General features: G+C 64.5%; 18 protein-coding genes. 9 read left to right on the forward strand and 9 right to left on the reverse strand.

The features are described 5' to 3' along the window. Positions 1 to 3 precede the first annotated feature (3 nt). The 5 genes from FRZ44_RS07520 (at position 4) to FRZ44_RS07540 (ending at position 6,052) form a co-directional block, all read left to right on the forward strand. Entirely contained in the window at positions 4 to 801 is a 798-nt protein-coding gene (locus FRZ44_RS07520; protein WP_151176604.1) for an ROK family protein, read from the forward strand. A gap of 45 nt (positions 802 to 846) precedes the next feature. Further along, positions 847 to 2,298 (forward strand): GH39 family glycosyl hydrolase, encoded by a 1,452-nt coding sequence (locus FRZ44_RS07525; RefSeq protein WP_151176605.1) that lies wholly within the window; start codon positions 847 to 849, stop codon positions 2,296 to 2,298. After that, positions 2,291 to 3,586: a glucoamylase family protein gene (locus tag FRZ44_RS07530; protein WP_151176606.1), complete on the forward strand. Its 1,296-nt coding sequence runs from the start codon at positions 2,291 to 2,293 to the stop codon at positions 3,584 to 3,586. The genes FRZ44_RS07525 and FRZ44_RS07530 overlap by 8 nt, the downstream gene beginning before the upstream one ends. Then, positions 3,583 to 5,139 carry a mercuric reductase gene (locus tag FRZ44_RS07535; RefSeq protein ID WP_151176607.1) on the forward strand — a complete coding sequence of 519 codons (1,557 nt, stop codon included), beginning with the start codon at positions 3,583 to 3,585 and terminating at the stop codon, positions 5,137 to 5,139. Before FRZ44_RS07530 ends, FRZ44_RS07535 begins: the two co-directional genes overlap by 4 nt. A gap of 388 nt (positions 5,140 to 5,527) precedes the next feature. Beyond that, entirely contained in the window at positions 5,528 to 6,052 is a 525-nt protein-coding gene (locus FRZ44_RS07540; protein WP_151176608.1) for a PAS domain-containing protein, read from the forward strand. A gap of 72 nt (positions 6,053 to 6,124) precedes the next feature. On the opposite strand, the gene FRZ44_RS07545 is transcribed toward FRZ44_RS07540, so the two are convergent. The 3 genes from FRZ44_RS07545 to FRZ44_RS07555 all read right to left on the reverse strand — a co-directional run bounded on the left by FRZ44_RS07545 (position 6,125) and on the right by FRZ44_RS07555 (position 8,235). Next, on the reverse strand, positions 6,125 to 6,832 hold the full coding sequence (locus FRZ44_RS07545) for an HAD-IA family hydrolase (RefSeq protein WP_151176609.1): 708 nt from the start codon (positions 6,830 to 6,832) through the stop codon (positions 6,125 to 6,127). 90 nt (positions 6,833 to 6,922) lie between these two features. Further along, complete coding sequence (locus tag FRZ44_RS07550) at positions 6,923 to 7,846, reverse strand: PLP-dependent cysteine synthase family protein (RefSeq protein ID WP_151176610.1); 924 nt, start codon at positions 7,844 to 7,846, stop codon at positions 6,923 to 6,925. Further along, positions 7,843 to 8,235 (reverse strand): DUF488 domain-containing protein, encoded by a 393-nt coding sequence (locus tag FRZ44_RS07555; protein WP_151176611.1) that lies wholly within the window; start codon positions 8,233 to 8,235, stop codon positions 7,843 to 7,845. Before FRZ44_RS07555 ends, FRZ44_RS07550 begins: the two co-directional genes overlap by 4 nt. Before the next feature lie 47 nt (positions 8,236 to 8,282). Here FRZ44_RS07555 and FRZ44_RS07560 point away from each other — a divergent pair, with 47 nt between their 5' ends. Next, on the forward strand, positions 8,283 to 8,747 hold the full coding sequence (locus FRZ44_RS07560; protein ID WP_151176612.1) for a MarR family winged helix-turn-helix transcriptional regulator: 465 nt from the start codon (positions 8,283 to 8,285) through the stop codon (positions 8,745 to 8,747). 95 nt (positions 8,748 to 8,842) lie between these two features. Continuing rightward, the gene (locus FRZ44_RS07565) at positions 8,843 to 9,508 is read left to right on the forward strand and encodes an SOS response-associated peptidase (RefSeq protein WP_191908467.1); all 666 of its coding nucleotides are present in this window, start codon (positions 8,843 to 8,845) and stop codon (positions 9,506 to 9,508) included. Between the two features lie 23 nt (positions 9,509 to 9,531). Here the strand turns inward: FRZ44_RS07565 and FRZ44_RS07570 are convergent, their stop codons facing one another. The 3 genes from FRZ44_RS07570 to FRZ44_RS07580 form a co-directional block, all read right to left on the reverse strand. Continuing rightward, positions 9,532 to 10,158, reverse strand: coding sequence for a glutathione S-transferase family protein (locus FRZ44_RS07570; protein ID WP_151176613.1), 627 nt, complete (start codon positions 10,156 to 10,158; stop codon positions 9,532 to 9,534). Between the two features lie 202 nt (positions 10,159 to 10,360). Next, positions 10,361 to 11,218 carry an aldo/keto reductase gene (locus tag FRZ44_RS07575; RefSeq protein WP_151176614.1) on the reverse strand — a complete coding sequence of 286 codons (858 nt, stop codon included), beginning with the start codon at positions 11,216 to 11,218 and terminating at the stop codon, positions 10,361 to 10,363. A 42-nt stretch (positions 11,219 to 11,260) separates the two neighbouring features. Continuing rightward, complete coding sequence (locus FRZ44_RS07580; RefSeq protein ID WP_151176615.1) at positions 11,261 to 12,106, reverse strand: oxidoreductase; 846 nt, start codon at positions 12,104 to 12,106, stop codon at positions 11,261 to 11,263. 308 nt (positions 12,107 to 12,414) lie between these two features. Here FRZ44_RS07580 and FRZ44_RS07585 point away from each other — a divergent pair, with 308 nt between their 5' ends. After that, entirely contained in the window at positions 12,415 to 13,119 is a 705-nt protein-coding gene (locus tag FRZ44_RS07585) for a glutathione S-transferase N-terminal domain-containing protein (protein WP_151176616.1), read from the forward strand. A gap of 28 nt (positions 13,120 to 13,147) precedes the next feature. After that, positions 13,148 to 14,098 carry a cation diffusion facilitator family transporter gene (locus tag FRZ44_RS07590; protein ID WP_151176617.1) on the forward strand — a complete coding sequence of 317 codons (951 nt, stop codon included), beginning with the start codon at positions 13,148 to 13,150 and terminating at the stop codon, positions 14,096 to 14,098. Between the two features lie 27 nt (positions 14,099 to 14,125). Here FRZ44_RS07590 and FRZ44_RS07595 read toward each other — a convergent pair whose 3' ends face one another. Genes FRZ44_RS07595 through FRZ44_RS07605 form a run of 3 tightly spaced genes read right to left on the reverse strand, consistent with a single transcriptional unit; the run spans position 14,126 to position 15,657 of the window. Then, positions 14,126 to 14,800: a glutathione S-transferase family protein gene (locus FRZ44_RS07595; RefSeq protein ID WP_151176618.1), complete on the reverse strand. Its 675-nt coding sequence runs from the start codon at positions 14,798 to 14,800 to the stop codon at positions 14,126 to 14,128. 36 nt (positions 14,801 to 14,836) lie between these two features. Next, the gene (locus tag FRZ44_RS07600) at positions 14,837 to 15,322 is read right to left on the reverse strand and encodes an SRPBCC family protein (RefSeq protein WP_151176619.1); all 486 of its coding nucleotides are present in this window, start codon (positions 15,320 to 15,322) and stop codon (positions 14,837 to 14,839) included. Then, the gene (locus FRZ44_RS07605) at positions 15,319 to 15,657 is read right to left on the reverse strand and encodes an ArsR/SmtB family transcription factor (protein WP_151176620.1); all 339 of its coding nucleotides are present in this window, start codon (positions 15,655 to 15,657) and stop codon (positions 15,319 to 15,321) included. The genes FRZ44_RS07600 and FRZ44_RS07605 overlap by 4 nt, the downstream gene beginning before the upstream one ends. Positions 15,658 to 15,735 lie beyond the last annotated feature (78 nt).

Here is a 15,735-nt window from a genome sequence, read left to right on the forward strand (position 1 = left end):
GCCATGAGCCGCAGCACGCCGGTTTCCTCAATCGACCCGCGGACATTGGCGATCGATATCGGGGGCACCGGGCTCAAGGCATCGGTTCTCGATCGCACCGGCAAGATGCTGATCGACCGCGTTCGCGTTGCGACGCCTTATCCTTGTTCGCCGGACGTCCTTTTGCGAACGCTCGTGGCCCTGGTCGCGCCGCTGCCCGCGTTCGAACGCGTTTCCGTGGGATTTCCGGGCGTGATCCGCGCCGGGCGAACCCTGACGGCTCCGCATTTCGGGAACCGTCCCTGGCGCGACTATCCGTTGGCCGCCGATTTATCGAAGCGTCTCGGCCGGCCGGTCCGATTGCTCAACGATGCCGAGGTCCAGGGTTTCGGGATCATCAAGGGGCGGGGGTTGGAGGTCGTGCTGACCCTCGGGACCGGGGCCGGAACGGCGGTGTTCCGTGAAGGCGCTCTGATGCCGCATCTCGAGCTGGCGCAGCACCCCATCCACAACGGCCAGACCTACAATGATTATGTCGGGAGCGGAGCTCTGCGGCGCAAAGGTGTGAAGAAATGGAGCCGCCATGTCCGCAAGACGATCGAGATTCTCAATTCGCTCCTCCACTACGATGTGCTTTATCTCGGTGGCGGCAATGGTGTCGAGGTGATCGATCCGCCGAATGACGTCAGGATCGCGTCGAACGATGCCGGAATTACGGGTGGGATTCGACTCTGGGATGCGGATGTCGATCGGTCCCTCTTCGACGATGGTGACGATGGAGGCGGGGCGTCACGGCCGCGCGCCAAGGCCGAACTACTATAGCAGCGTGCGGCGCGCCTCCTTGCGCCCGCCCGAAGGAGATCGATCATGGGTCCAGTTTTCAGCAGCAATATAGACGGCGCGGCGATGGCCATGCCTCATTTCTGGGAGCATATGGTCGGTAGCGATCACGCGCCGATGGCGCTGCGGGCAGACTGGCAGGAACAGATGCGGCGCGCCCATGACGAGCTGGGCTTCCGGTATGTCCGGTTCCACGGTCTGCTGTGCGACGATGTCGGGACTCTGATCGCCGAGGGCGAGACGCTGTTCTATTCCTTCTTCAACAGCGACCGGATATTCGATTTCCTGCTCTCGATCGGCATGAAGCCGTTCGTCGAGCTGAGCTTCATGCCCACCGCCCTGGCATCGGGCGACAAGACCGTCTTCCATTATCGCGCCAATGTCTCGGCGCCGAAGGATTATGGGCATTGGTCGGTGCTGATTCGCAAGCTCGTGGCGCACTGGGTCGAACGCTATGGCCTGGCGGAAGTCCGCGACTGGTTCTTCGAGGTCTGGAACGAGCCCAATCTCGAGGCCTTCGGCAGCGGCAAGCAGCAGGATTATTTCACGCTCTATCGCTACACGGCGGAGGCCATCAAGTCGGTCGATGCGAAACTGAAGGTCGGGGGGCCGGCGACGGCGGCCAATGCCTGGGTCGACGATTTCATCGCGTTTTGTGCCGCAAGCGATCTGCCGGTCGACTTCATCAGCACCCACCATTACCCGACCGACGCCTTCGGATTGCCCGGCGACGACACCGAGACGCAGCTGGCCAAGAGCCGACGCAGCGTGCTCCGCGACGAGATGCGGGAGGTTCGCCGTCAGGCGGGCGACCGGCCGCTCTATTACACGGAATGGTGCACCTCCTCGAATCCCCGTGATCCGATGCATGACGAGCCATACGCGGCCGCCTTCGTGGTCAAGACCGTCATGGAGGCGAACGGGCTGGTGAAGGGCTACAGCTACTGGACCTTCTCCGACATCTTCGAGGAGAATTATTTCCCCTCGGTGCCGTTCCATGGCGGGTTCGGACTCCTCAACATCCACGGAATCGCCAAGCCCGCATACCGCGCGTTCGAGTTGCTGCACACCCTGGGAGGCGGGTTGCTGCCGACCGAAGGCGCGCATCCGACGGTCGATATGTGGGTTGTCGGCGGGGTGCAATCCGTGACGGTTCTTCTCACCAATTACGGCCTCCCTCGCCATCCGATTGCCACGGAGACGGCGCAGATCTCGCTTCGGACCGAACGGGCACCGACGGCGGTGACGATCCGGCGGATCGATGCGGATCATGCCAACCCGAAGCAGCGCTGGCTGGAGATGGGGGCGCCGGAGTATCTGAACGCGGCCGCGGTGGCGGAACTGAACGCCGCCTCGCGCTGCGATCCCGAACCGCAACCGTTTGCGTTCAAGGCGGGGGCGGTCGGCTTCGATGTCGTTCTGCCACCGCTCTCGGTGGCTGCCGTGACCCTTCGCTTTGCGGTACCTCCGGGTGACTGACCTTTCCGGCTCACCGGACGACGCCCTGCTGGATCGCTTCCAGCGGGGAGCCTTCGGATATTTTCTGGAGCAGAGCAATCCGGGGAACGGCCTGGTGGCGGATACGAGCCGGCCGGGCGCGCCCTGCAGCATCGCGGTCGTGGGCTTCGCGCTGTCCTGTTACGCGGTGGCTGCGGAGCGGGGCTGGCTGTCGCGTGCGGAAGCGGCGGCGCGCGTGCTGGTCACCTTGCGCTTCTTCTGGAACAGCCCGCAGGGCGAGCAGCCGGACGTAACCGGCTATAAGGGCTTCTTCTATCACTTCCTCGACATGCGAAGCGGCCGGCGCGTCTGGCAATCGGAGCTGTCGTTGATCGACACCACGCTGCTGCTTGCTGGCGTGCTCACCGCCAGCACCTATTTCATCGAGGACACGCCGGTCGAGAACGAGATCCGTGGGTGCGCCGATGCGCTCTATCGTCGCGTCGATTGGCAATGGGCGTGCGGCGGCGGCCCGACCGTGCGCCAGGGTTGGAAGCCGGACGGCGGATTCCTGCATTACGGCTGGGAAGGCTATAGCGAGGCGACCCTTCTCTATGTGCTGGGCCTGGCATCGCCCTCATATCCCCTGCCGCCGGAGAGTTTCACGGCCTGGACCTCGACCTATCAGTGGGAAGACATCTACGACCACGAATATCTCTATGCGGGGCCGCTGTTCATTCATCTCTTCTCCCAGGCCTGGATCGATTTCGACGGGATACGGGATCGTTTCATGCGGGAGAAGGGCAGCGATTACTTCGAGAACAGCCGGCAAGCGGCTTATGTGCAGCGTGAATATGCAAGGCGCAATCCCCATGGCTACGAAGGCTATGACAAGGATTGCTGGGCCCTTACGGCGAATGACGGGCCAGGCTTCCAGACCCTTCAGGTCCGCGGCCGGACGCGCCGTTTCTTCGGTTATGCCGCGCGCGGCGTGCCCTACGGGTCCGACGACGGTACGTTGGGTCCTTGCGCGGCGATCGCATCGCTGCCTTTCGCGCCCGAGATCGTCATGAGGGCGTTGCGCCATCTCTGCGCGCGCTATCCGGACCTCATCCGGGATTCCCGGTGGCCCAGCGGGTTCAATCCAACCTTGCCGGGGAGCGGTCCAGCGGGCTGGATCTCCGAGGGCCATTTCGGGCTCGACCAGGGCATCCTGGTTCTGTCGATCGAGAATTACCGCTCGCGCTTCTTGTGGCGATTGATGCGGCAATGCCCGCATATCGGCCTCGGGCTGCGGCGTGCGGGCTTCAAGGGCGGCTGGCTGTCATGAACAACCCATTGGCACCGGAAGAGCGCGCCGTGCCGCAGATCGTGGAACGGCTCGGTGGACCGCTGAACGACATTGTCGATCCCGCCTTCCTCGACAATGTCCATCCGGTCGCCTGGCGGAATCCCGAGCCTGCGGATGGCTACAATCTTGTGATCCTCGGCGCGGGGCCGGCGGGTCTAACCGCGGCGCGGGCCGCGGCGGCGCTGGGCGCAAAAGTGGCGCTGGTCGAGCGCGGCTTGATCGGCGGCGGCTCTCTCAATGTGGGCTGCGTGCCTTCGAAGGCCATCATCCGAACCGCGCGGCTCTATGCGGAGATGAGGGCGGCGCGGAGCCTTGGCGGGCAGGTGCCTAGGGGCGTCGACATGGATTTCGCGGCGGTCATGGGGCGGATCCGGCGCATCCAGACCCGGCTCAGCCGGTCGGAGTCGGCGCGGGGCTTGAGCGCCCTGGGCATCGACGTCTTCTTCGGCGAGGCGTGCTTTTCGGGCCCGCGAACCGTGACGGTGGCTGGAAAGACGCTGCGATTCAGGAAGGCGCTCGTTGCGACCGGCGCGCGGCCACTGCCCCCTACGATACCGGGGCTGGCCGAGGCGGGTTTCCTGACGAACGAGAATGTCTTCGGCCTGACCGAATGCCCTCGTCGCCTGCTGGTGATCGGCGGGGGGCCCTTGGGATGCGAGTTGGCGCAGGCCTTCTGCCGGCTGGGATCGCATGTCGTCATCGCGCAGGACGATCCGATGTTCCTGCCCAGGGAGGAACGCGACGCTGCTCAGATCCTGTCCGACGCGCTGGCGCGCGACGGCGTCGAGATCCATCTCAACACCCAGGCCGTCGCCGTGCGCATCGAAAGGGGAGAAAAGGTCGTCGATCTCGTGAGTGCCGACTACAGGGTCAGCGTAGCGGTCGACGAGATCCTGACCGGGATCGGCCGGGTTCCCGCTGTGGAAGGCCTGAATCTCGAGGCTGCCGGCGTCGAGTACGACAGCAACACCGGAATCCGGGTCAACGACTTCCTGCAGACCACCAATCGGCGGATCTACGCGGCGGGGGATGTGTGCCTGGAGCATAAGTTCACGCATACCGCCGATGCCTCCGCGCGCATCGTGGTTCGCAACGCGCTCTTCCTGGGCCGGAGGCGGATGAGCGCGCTGACGATTCCCTGGTGCACCTACACCGATCCCGAGATCGCCCATGTCGGTCTCTATGTCCAGGACGCGTGGGAAAAGGCGATCCCCGTGCGGACCTTCACCATTCTCATGCATGACGTCGATCGGGCGATCACCGATGGGGAAGAGGAGGGGTTCGTTAAAATCCATGTGAAGCAGGGAACGGATCGGATTCTCGGTGCCACCATCGTGGCGCGCCATGCGGGCGAGATGATCAACGGGCTCTCGCTGGCGATCACCTCGGGCATTGGTCTTCGTGCCTTTGCACGGGTCATCCATGCCTATCCCACACAGGCCGAGGCGATCAAGATGGCGGCGGATGCCTATAACCGCACGCGTCTGACACCGACGCTCAAAGCCCTGAGCCGGCGATGGCTGCACTGGTGATCGCTGGCATTCTCGTCGATGTAGGTCTTCCGCGTGCAGTGGATGTCGGCGACCTCTTCCAATATCTCAGTTCGCCTTTTCTGGGACTTCAAGAGCCAAGCCATTGAAGTCATTAAGCGACTGGTAATGCCGAGACATTGCAAAAGCCCGCAGGCATCGAAAATGCGCTCGCCGATGGCCGTCTGCGCCGCCCTTCCCCGGATCGTCGAGGCGGTCGACGACGCATGACGAATTCTGTGTCTCCGCACTTGCTTTGCAGGATGACTGTCGCACAAATTCTACCTGCAGATGAAGCGGCGGGGCCCGAGTCGGTACTCGTCGCTGGGATCGATGCGAGTTGCAACCGAGCGTTCGATAACCTTCGCACGCTCCGCAGAGTGAGCGTTTGATGTTGTGCAGATTTGACATTCCCTTGGCCGAAGTCAGGGCCGGGGTGGTTGTCCAGCTCGATGCCTATTGGCGATCGAAGCGGGGCGGCAAAGATATTCCGAGCTGGAGCGACATCGATCCCGGCGAGATGAAGCGGATGCTGCCTTGTCTCTTCGTCGTGGAGATCCATCGCAACCCCTTCCGCGTCTACTACCGCCTTGTCGGAACGAAGGCGGCTTTGTTTCGCGGTGACCTGACGGGCCGCTTCCTCGATGAGATCGAGGAATGTACCGTGAAGGCCAAGGAGGAGCTGGCCGACTTCTATCGGCTGTCCGCCGAGGAGCGGCGGCCCGTCTATTGCGAAGACGAGGTCACGATCGGGGACAGCACGCGATCCTTCTTCGGCGGCGTCTTCCCGCTGGCGCCGGCAGGGCAGCCGGTCGATCGTTGCCTGGCGATCGAGGATTTCGGCCTTGCCAAGCCGAAGGAAGTTGCGGCCCACGGCCAGGGCACTCACCATTGGTGGGTGCAACGAAGCCGGTAAGGATCGCGAAGAACGAGGCTGGCCCGCGATAGCGGGCGCCGTCGGTCCAATCGCGCAGGCGCCCGCGATCGCCTAGAGAGCCTCGGCCTCGACGGCGTCAGCCAGGGCCGCCAGGGTGGCAAAGTGATAGTCGGGCTTGGTCAGTTCCGGCACTTCCTGCGTGCCGCCGGACCCCTTCAGGCCCCGCCGGCGCTCGATCCAGCACACGGCATGGCCCAGCCGCCGCGCGACACCGATGTCGTGATACTGACTCTGGGCGACATGGAGATTGTCCTCGAGCCTGTAGCCGGCGGCGCTCAGCCGGCCGCGCGCGAAGGCGAAGAACTGCGGATCGGGCTTCTCGGCACGCGCGTCGTCGACGGTGACCGTGTCATGGAACGGCCACGCCAAGGTCTTCTCCATATGGGCCAGCGCCCAGCGCTGAGCGTTGGTCATGGCCACGAGCCGGTAGCGCCTGCGCAGCCGCTTGAGCGCCGCGACCGAATCCGGGAAGGCGGGCCAGCGCCGGACCGAATCGCGCAAGCCCTCGCCGAGCCTCGGGCCCGTCGGCAGACCCAGATCCGTCGCCATCGCCGCATAGCCGCGGACGAGATCGTCCGGATAGGGATCGCGCCCCGTGAAATTGCGCGAGCGCCGGTAGGATTCGAGGATCGCATCGTCGGCGAGCCGGGAGGGATCGGCACCCGACACCTCGCGCATATAGTCGATGATCCCGCGCTCGAAATCGATCAGCGTGCCGACCACGTCGAAGGTCAGGACTTTGAAATCATGCAACGACATGCAGCCCTCGGGTTGCTGGGAGCGGGTATGCCCGCGATGACCGCTTACAATGCTATCCGCTCCTTCGAGCTGACAAGCCCCTCCCGGTCCCTAGTGTTTGCTCAGATACTTCATCCCCGTATCGCACATCACCGTGACGACGGTCGCATCGCGGTCGAGCTGCTCGGCCAGCCGCAGCGCCGCGACGACATTGGCGCCGGTGGACGTCCCGGCAAACAGGCCTTCCTCGCGCGCCAACCGCAGCGCCATGGCGCCGGCCGCTTCGGTCGATACCGGTTCGATCCAGTCGGCGATGCCCGCCTGCCAGAGCGGCACGACGAAGCCGGCGCCGATCCCGTCGATCTTGTGCGCGCCGCTCGGGCCGCCCGACAGGACTGCGGATTCGGCGGGCTCCACGGCAACGACGCGGATCCGGCTGTCATGGCGGCGCAAGGCTTCGCTCGTGCCGCGAAGGGAAGCCGCCGTCCCCACGCTCTGCACGAAGCCGTCGATCCGCCCGCCGGTCTGGGCCCAGATTTCGTCGGCCATGTGATGATAGGCGGCGAGCTGATCGCGATTGTTCAACTGATCGGTCCAGAACCCGCCGGTCTCCGCAGTGATAACACGGGCGGCCTCGATCATGTCCCGGGTGAGCTTTTCCGTCATGCGTCCGCTGTCGCTCGGAACGATCCGAAGCTGCGCGCCGAGGATCCGCATGTGGTCGAGCTTCTCGCGGGCGAAGGCATCTGAGGTCACGATATGGAGCGGATAGCCCTTGACCGCGCAGACCAGCGCCAGCGAGACGCCGGTGCTGCCGCCGGTATATTCGACCACGCCGCCGCCGCTCCCGAGCCGGCCGTCGGCCTCGGCCGCTTCGATCATGGCCAGCGCCATCCGGTCCTTCATGCTGCCGGTGGGGTTTTCGCTCTCGAGTTTCAGCAGGAGGCGTGCGCCCGATCTGGGCAAGACCTTGCGCAGGGGCAGGAGTCGGGTGCTGCCGATGCAATGCAAGATATTCCGCGGCAGGTCCCTCATGACGTGCGGGCCTTCTCTCGATGCCGCTCCAGCCACAGCTTCAGCGCCACGGCGTTGTTATGCGCCTCGTCGCGGGCCGCGTAGAGCAGGGTGACGGGCCCCTGGCGCATCTGGACGAGAAGTGCCGCCGCAGCCGTCTGGGCCGCGGGCTCCTTCAGCTCGGCGAAATAGGCCTCGCGAAATGCATCCCAATCTTCCGGATGGCCATGGAAGCGCTCGCGCAGGGCATTGCTGGGCGCGATATCCTTGAGCCAGAGGTCGAGATGCACCTTGTCCTTGGCGATGCCCCGTGGCCAGAGCCGATCGACCAGGATGCGCGCGCCGTCGCTCTCGGCGGGCGGCTCGTAGATGCGCTTGACCGTCAATGCCGCCTTTTTCGCTGTAGCCATGGATAAACTCCATTTCCATGTATCTACAATTAATGTATATACATAGAATGACGAGCAGCCGAAAGCAACCGCAGAAGACTCTCCGGACGGACTCGCGGGCTCTGGTTGAATCCTGCGCCGGCTGGAACAGCCGTCTGGCCGCGCGGCGCATCACCCAGTTTCTCGATCGCGAGATGACGGCCGAGGGCGTCACCGTGGCGCAGGTCGGGCTGATGGCCCAGATTGCCGCGGCGGATGATGACCGGCTGGGCGCCTTGGCCGAGCGCACCGGGCTGGAGCAATCGACCCTGTCGCGCAATCTGCGCACGCTCGAGGCGGAGGGACTGATCGAGATCGCGGCTGTCGAGAGCGACCTGCGGCGACGGGCGGTCTGGTTGACCGAGGCCGGCGCGCGCCGGCTCGAGGCGGCCATCCCCGTCTGGCGCAGGGCCCATGCCAAGCTGGCGAAGCTCCTGGCCCCCGATCTGGCCCGCCGCCTGGCGGTGGGCACCAAGGCTCTGACGAGGGAGTAAGCTCGGGCCGACGTGAGATCCCGTGGCATGGGAACCGGGGTCGTCACGGTTCTGGAAACGGCTTTGTGGCGATGCTGCCGGCGGGGAGAAGGACTTTGTGCAATCTCTATTCGATGACCAAGGGCCAGCAGGCCGTCCGCCAGCTGGCGCGGGCCTTGCGGGACAAGACCGGCAATCTGCCCTCGTTTCCGGGAATCTTCCCCGATTACTCGGCGCCCGTCGTCCGCAACACCCCGGAGGGCCGCGAACTCACGATGGCTCGCTGGGGGATGCCGTCGCCGGCCTTTGCCCTGAAGGGCCGGAACTCGGATTCGGGCATCACGAACATCCGGAACGTGAAGTCGCCGCATTGGCGGCGCTGGCTGGGGACCGAGAACCGTTGCCTGGTGCCTTTCACCAGTTTCTCGGAGAACGAACATCTGCCCGATGGCAGGAAGCCGCCCGTGTGGTTCGCCCTCGACGAAACGCGGCCGCTCGCATTCTTCGCCGGTATCTGGACGCGATGGACCTCCGTTCGAAAGGTGAAGGAGGGAGAGACGACGAACGATCTCTTCGGCTTTCTGACAACCGAACCGAACAAGCTGGTGGGCGCCATTCATCCGCAGGCGATGCCGGTCATTCTGACCAGGCCGGAAGAGTTCGACCTTTGGATGGATGCGGCACCGGACGAGGCGCTCAAGCTGCAGCGGCCGCTGGCGGACGATGCGCTCGTCATCGTGGCGCGGGGCTTGAAGGAGGATAAGGCCTCAGCCCCGATCTGAGCAGGGCCGGGCAGGCCGTCGCACTAGCTCGGCGGGATGAACGGCTGCGCGATCTTCCGAAACACCGGCAGGGCCTCGAGCCGCGCCGCATGAGCGCAGAGCGCCGGGAACTCCACCATCGCGATCATTCCGGGATGGGCCTCGGCGATGAAACGCAGGGCGGCGGCCACGGCGATGTCGGGGTGGCCGATATGATCGCCGAACCAATAGGTGCCGTTGCTTTCGGCCCGGTCGGCTTCGAGCGCGACCAAGGTCGCCAGCATTTGCGAGCGGCAGCGGCCGACCCAGACGTCCGAGACTTCCTTGTGAAGTCGCTTCTCATAGAAGAGGCTGACGCCCTTGTCCGCCAGGCCGGTCGCCAGTGCCGCCACCTTGAGCGCCTGGCGACGCGCCGGCTGGGCGGTCGGAAACATCGCACGATCGGGCGGCATGAGGCTGTCGAGATAATCCAGCATGTTGTGGCTCTCGATCAGCACCTCGCCATCGTCGAGAACCAGCGTCGGCACCCGGACAAGCGGATTATAGACCCGGATCTTGTCCGCATCGCCGAAGGCCGACCAGGGCCGGTGCTCGAACGGCAGGCCATAGAGTATCAGCGCGATGCCGACGCGGCGCACGAAGGGGGAGTCGTACTGACCGATGAGGATCATGGGCGGCCCTCCGGAGGGACATGGCCGACGCCTCCGGGGAGGATACAACAGGATCGAGATCGGGCCGACGGGCTGATTACACGGATGCGGCAAAGGAGCGAAATGGCAGAGAAACCCACGGCTGCGACGAGGTCGAGCGCGGTCAGGACCGGGCCGAGGGCCGACTGTGGCAGCGACAGCGCGTCGGGTTCTCGGCTCCCCGCTATTGGCCGAGGGCGTCGAGGGCTTTGAATTCTTCGGCCGACAGTTGAATCTGCGCGGCCGCGACGTTTTCTTCGAGGTGGCGGACCTGGCTCGTGCCGGGGATCGGCAGGATGACGGGGCTGCGCTTGAGCATCCACGCCAACGCGATTTGGCCCGGCGTCGCGCGATGCGCCTTGCTGATGGCATCGAACGATCCACCCGGCTTGGCGAGATCGCCGGCCGCCAGCGGGAACCAGGGAATGAATCCGATCCCCTGGGTCTCGCAATAGGCCAGCACCTTCTCGTCGGCGCGATCCGCGAGATTGTAGCGGTTCTGAACCGTGGCGACGGTGAAGACCTTTTGTGCAGCCTTGATTTCCTCGACGCTCACCTGGCTGAGGCCGGCATGGCGGATCAGCCCGGCCTGCAGCATCTCCTTGATCACGCCGAACTGCTCGTCCTGGGGGACCTTCGGATCGATGCGGTGAAGCTGCCAGAGGTCGATCTGCTCGACCTTGAGCCGCCGCAGGCTCATCATCACGCATTGGCGCAGATATTCCGGACGGCCGAGTGTCTCCCATTTATCAGGACCGTTCCGCGTCAGGCCGCCTTTGGTGGCGATCATCATGCCGTCATAAGGATGGAGCGCTTCCGCGATCAGATCCTCGCTGACATAGGGGCCGTAGCTGTCGGCCGTGTCGATGAAGTTCACGCCGAGCGCAGGCAGGCGCTTCAAGGTGCGCAAGGACTCCTGCCGGTCCTTGGGTTCGCCCCAGATTCCGGGGCCGGTGACGCGCATGGCGCCATAGCCGAGACGCGTGACATTCGTTCCGCCGATGGCGAATTGGCCGGAGGCGCGGGCATCGGGTCTGGTCATGGCAACGGCTCCAGGTGAATGGCAAAGAGAGGTTTCGAAAAATCAGGTCGGATAGTCGGTGGACAGGGAGACGGATTTCCATCGATCGAAGTCCGCCTGCAGGGCCTGCAATTTTTCCTGGGCCAGCCGGACGGCATCCGACCCGAGAAGCAGGTGGGCCGGCGGGTCGTCCGATTCCAGGAGCGTCAGGATCGCCGCCGCCGCCTTGGCCGGATCGCCCTGCTGGTGTCCGCTCAGGGCCTGACGCCGCTCGCGGATCGGACTCATGACCGCGTCGTAATCCGGGATGCTGCGCGGTGCGCGCACCATGGATCGGCCGGCCCAATCCGTTCGGAAGGAGCCTGGCTCGACGGCCGTGACATGGATGCCGAGCCCCTTCACCTCCTTGCCCAGGGATTCCGACAGCCCCTCGAGCGCGAACTTGCTGGCGTGATAGAAGCTGATCCCCGGGAGCGTGATGATCCCGCCCATCGAGGTGATGTTGACGATCCGGCCGGCGCGCCGCTTGCGCATGTAGGGCAGCACCGCCTGGATCACAGCGACCGCGCCGAAGAAATTGACTTCGAGCTGGCGGCGCAACTCGTCCAGCGTAGATTCCTCGAGAAGTCCTTCATGGCCATAGCCGGCGTTGTTGATCAGGACATCGATGGGCCCGATCGCCGCCTCGACCTTGGCAATCGTCGGGGCGATCCGCGCGACGTCGGTCACGTCGAGAAGGACGCCGTGCGACCGCCCGGGCTTCTGGGCCTCGAATGCCGCGCGTTCCGGCTCGTTGCGCAACGTCCCGACGACGCGATGGCCGGCGGCCAGCGCCGCCTCGGAGAGGGCGCGCCCGAAGCCGGAGCTCACGCCGGTAATGAAGAATGTCTTGGAGTGAGGCTCGCTCATCGCAATGGACCGGTTCCGATGTTTTTCATGGAAAGGCCTCCCGCTGGCGGGGATCACCGTAGCTTCAACTAGGCGCATTCCTGACGGGCTTCAAGTCGGCGAGGCGCGTTATTTGTCTGAAGTTGCTGACATCGCGATTGACCCTGATACCAACGATGTCTTTTGTCTCGTTATCGGGCTGAGGCGGAGGTGTTGTGGGACCAGGAGGCGTGGGAAATTGACTCTTCCGGACCAGCCAAGCAGGTTGTGTCGCTCATGAAGAAGCCGGCAGATATCTTTCCCTTGCGGCCGGTTTGTTGGAGTCTCGCATGTCCGATCTTTCTGCTTTTCCCATCACCAAACGCTGGCCGGCCCGGCATCCCGATCGCATCCAGCTCTATTCGCTGCCGACGCCCAACGGGGTGAAGGTCTCGATCGCGCTCGAGGAGATGGGGCTGTCCTACGAGCCGCATGCGATCGATATCGGCAAGAATGAAAGCTGGACCCCGGAGTTCCTGTCGCTCAATCCGAACGGCAAGATCCCCGCGATCATCGATCCGAACGGGCCGGGTGGACGGCCGATCGGCCTGTTCGAATCCGGCGCGATCCTCATCTATCTGGCCGAGAAAACCGGCAAGTTTCTCCCAAGCGATGCGATCGGACGCTACGAGACCATCCAATGGGTATTCTTCCAGATGGCGTCGGTCGGGCCGATGTTCGGCCAGGTCGGCTATTTCTACAAATTCGCCGGCCGCGAGATCGAGGACAAGCGGCCGCTCGAACGATACCGCGACGAATCGAAACGCCTGCTCGGCGTTCTGGAGACGCGCCTCGACGGCCGCGCCTGGATCATGGGCGATGCCTACACGATCGCGGACATGTCCCTCCTGGGCTGGGTGCGCAACCTGGTCGGCTTCTATGGCGCACGCGACCTGGTCGAGTTCGACCGCCTGACGCGCGTCCCGGCGTGGCTCGAGCGCGGGCTCGCGCGGCCTGCCGTAAAACGCGGCCTGGAGATTCCGAAGCGGCCCTAGGCCGATGCCATCCAAGTGCGAGTGAGCCATGCGCGCGCAGAAAACAGGCCGGGAAAGTCGTCTGGTCGTCTATGCGGCACTCACGGGGAATGTCCTGATCGCCGTGACCAAATTCGGAGCGGCCTTCGTCACCGGCAGCTCGTCGATGCTGACGGAAGGCGTTCACTCGCTCGTGGATACCCTGAATCAACTCTTGCTGCTTTACGGCATGCATCGTTCGCAGCGTCCCCCGGATGAGCGCCATCCGCTCGGCTACGGGCGGGAGCTCTATTTCTGGAGCTTCATTGTCGCCCTGCTGATCTTCTCGGGCGGTGCCGGCGTCTCCGTCTATGAAGGCTTGCTTCACATCCGCGAGCCACACGCGATGACCTACCCCGTCGTCAATTTTGTCGTTCTGGGGCTCTCGTTCCTGTTCGAGGGCTCCTTCTGGTTCTTCGCCTTTCGGGAATTCCGGTCGACCAAGGGCGCGCAGGGCTGGTGGCAGGCCTTCAGACGGAGCAAGGATTCCTCCACCATTGTCACGTTGTGCGAAGATTCGGCGGCGCTTGTCGGCATCGTCATCGCGGCCGCTGCGATCGCGGTGGCGCTGGCCACCGGCAATCCGGCCTATGACGGCATCGGATCGATCCTGATCGGCGGCGTCCTCGCCATCGTCGCGGTCGTCCTGGCGCGGGAAACCAAGGGGATGTTGATCGGCGAGCCCGCGAGCGCCGAGCTGATCGCCTCGATCCGCGCGACCGCCGCTTCGGTCCCGGGCATATGCCGGGTCAACGACGTGCTGACGGTGCATCTCGCATCCGATCAGGTCATCGCGATCTTGAGCATCGATTTCGACGACGATCTCAATACCGTCGGCATCGAGCAGCGCGTGCGGCGTATCGAGGAGGAGGTCCGGAAGAAGCATGACGAAGTAACGGGTTTGTTCATCAGGCCGCAATCCGCCGGCAGAGCCGACACGGCCAACCCGGCCGCCGGCTGACGCACCCGTGTCGCAGCCGGCTGGAATTCAGCGGAATCGCGCCGGGATTCGATCCTGAAAGGGATAATACTGAAGCCAGGGCTTGGCTTCCCCGAGCACCCGCGCGAAGGACGGACGGCTCACCAGCCGTTCGAAATAGGCCGACAGGTTCCGGTGCGTTGCCGAGAAGGGGACCAGCGTATCCGCGAAGAACAGCGAGGGTGCGGCCGCGCAATCGGCGATGCCGAAGCGGTCGCCGCCCGCCCAGATCCGGTCGGCCAAGCTTTGCTCGAATATGCCATACGCCGTCTTGAGCGTCGCTTGGGCATCGGCAACGCCATGAGGGTCCTGGGCGCCGGCCGGCCGAATTCGATCCCCGACGATCTTCTGCATCGGGGTCATGATATAGAGATCGCAGAGGCGGTCCCACAGGCGCGCCTCGAGGGCCGCCTCCGGGTCGGCGGGGATCAGGGGCTGCGCGCCCGGATAATGCCGATCCAGATATTCGATGATGAGGCTGCTCTCGGGCAGCGTGACGTCGCGGGCCTCGTCGCGCAGGACCGGCATCTTGCCGAGGGGCCAGAGATCCAGATAACGCTTCCTGTCGGCCGGATCGCCCAGATTGACGAGCCGCGGCTCGAACGCGGCACCGTTCTCGTAGAACGCGATCAGCACCTTCTGGCAGTAGGACGAGAGGGGATGAAGATGAAGCGCCAGCGTCATGGGTTTGGTCCCTTCGGCAGGATGCGATCGGTTCATTCACATCATCGTCTTGACGTGGGCGACGAGCTGATCGAGCGCCGTGCCCCAGCCTTGGAAGAATCCCATTTCCTCATGCTGCTTCTTTCCCGCCTCGTCGCGATGGATGGCCGTGGCGATGTAGCGGGTGCCCTGGCCGCGCGGCTCCAGGGTGATGATCGCGGTGAAGAAGGGATTGGTCGAGGGGCGGTATCCGGGCAGCAGCGCGTCGGTCCAGACCAGCCGCTGCTCCGGGACGACCTCGAGATAGCAGCCGACGTTGGGGAATTCCTTGCCTTCGGGCGAGCGCATCGTGGTGCGGAACAGGCCGCCGGGCCGCAGATCGATCTCGCAATCCGAGACCGACCAGGGGGCCGGACAGAACCATTTGACGACATGCTCGGGCCTGGTCCAGGCGGCCCATACCAGCCCCGGCGGCACGTCGATGACGCGCTCCAGGACGAGATCGAGCTTGGGGTCGGGGTGCCATAGCCGCGGTGACGTCATTTTTCTTTCTCCTTCAGGGTCAAGAGATAGGCATCGAGCTGGTCCAGACGGCGCTCCCAGAAGCGGCGCTGCCGTGTCAGCCAATCCTCGGCGAGCTTCAGGCGCCTCGGCACGAGCTGGTAGGTCCGGACCCGGCCCGTCTTGCGCGAGCGAACCAATCCGCTCTCCTCGAGCACTTTCAAATGCTCGACGAAAGAGGGCAGGGCCATGTCGAAAGGCTCGGCCAGTTCGCTGACCGAGCCGGGGCCGCGGTTCAGCCGCTCCAGCACATGGCGGCGCGTCGGATCCGCCAAGGCACGAAACACGCTGTCGATAGGGTCGACGGCACTGAGCATCGAGGCACCTCCGCAAGCCGGCGCTCACGGTCATAGTGCATTCCAACACTAAGGTAAATACCTTAGTGTTGGGATCTC

The organism is Hypericibacter terrae (assembly GCF_008728855.1).
Classification (GTDB): domain Bacteria; phylum Pseudomonadota; class Alphaproteobacteria; order Dongiales; family Dongiaceae; genus Hypericibacter; species Hypericibacter terrae.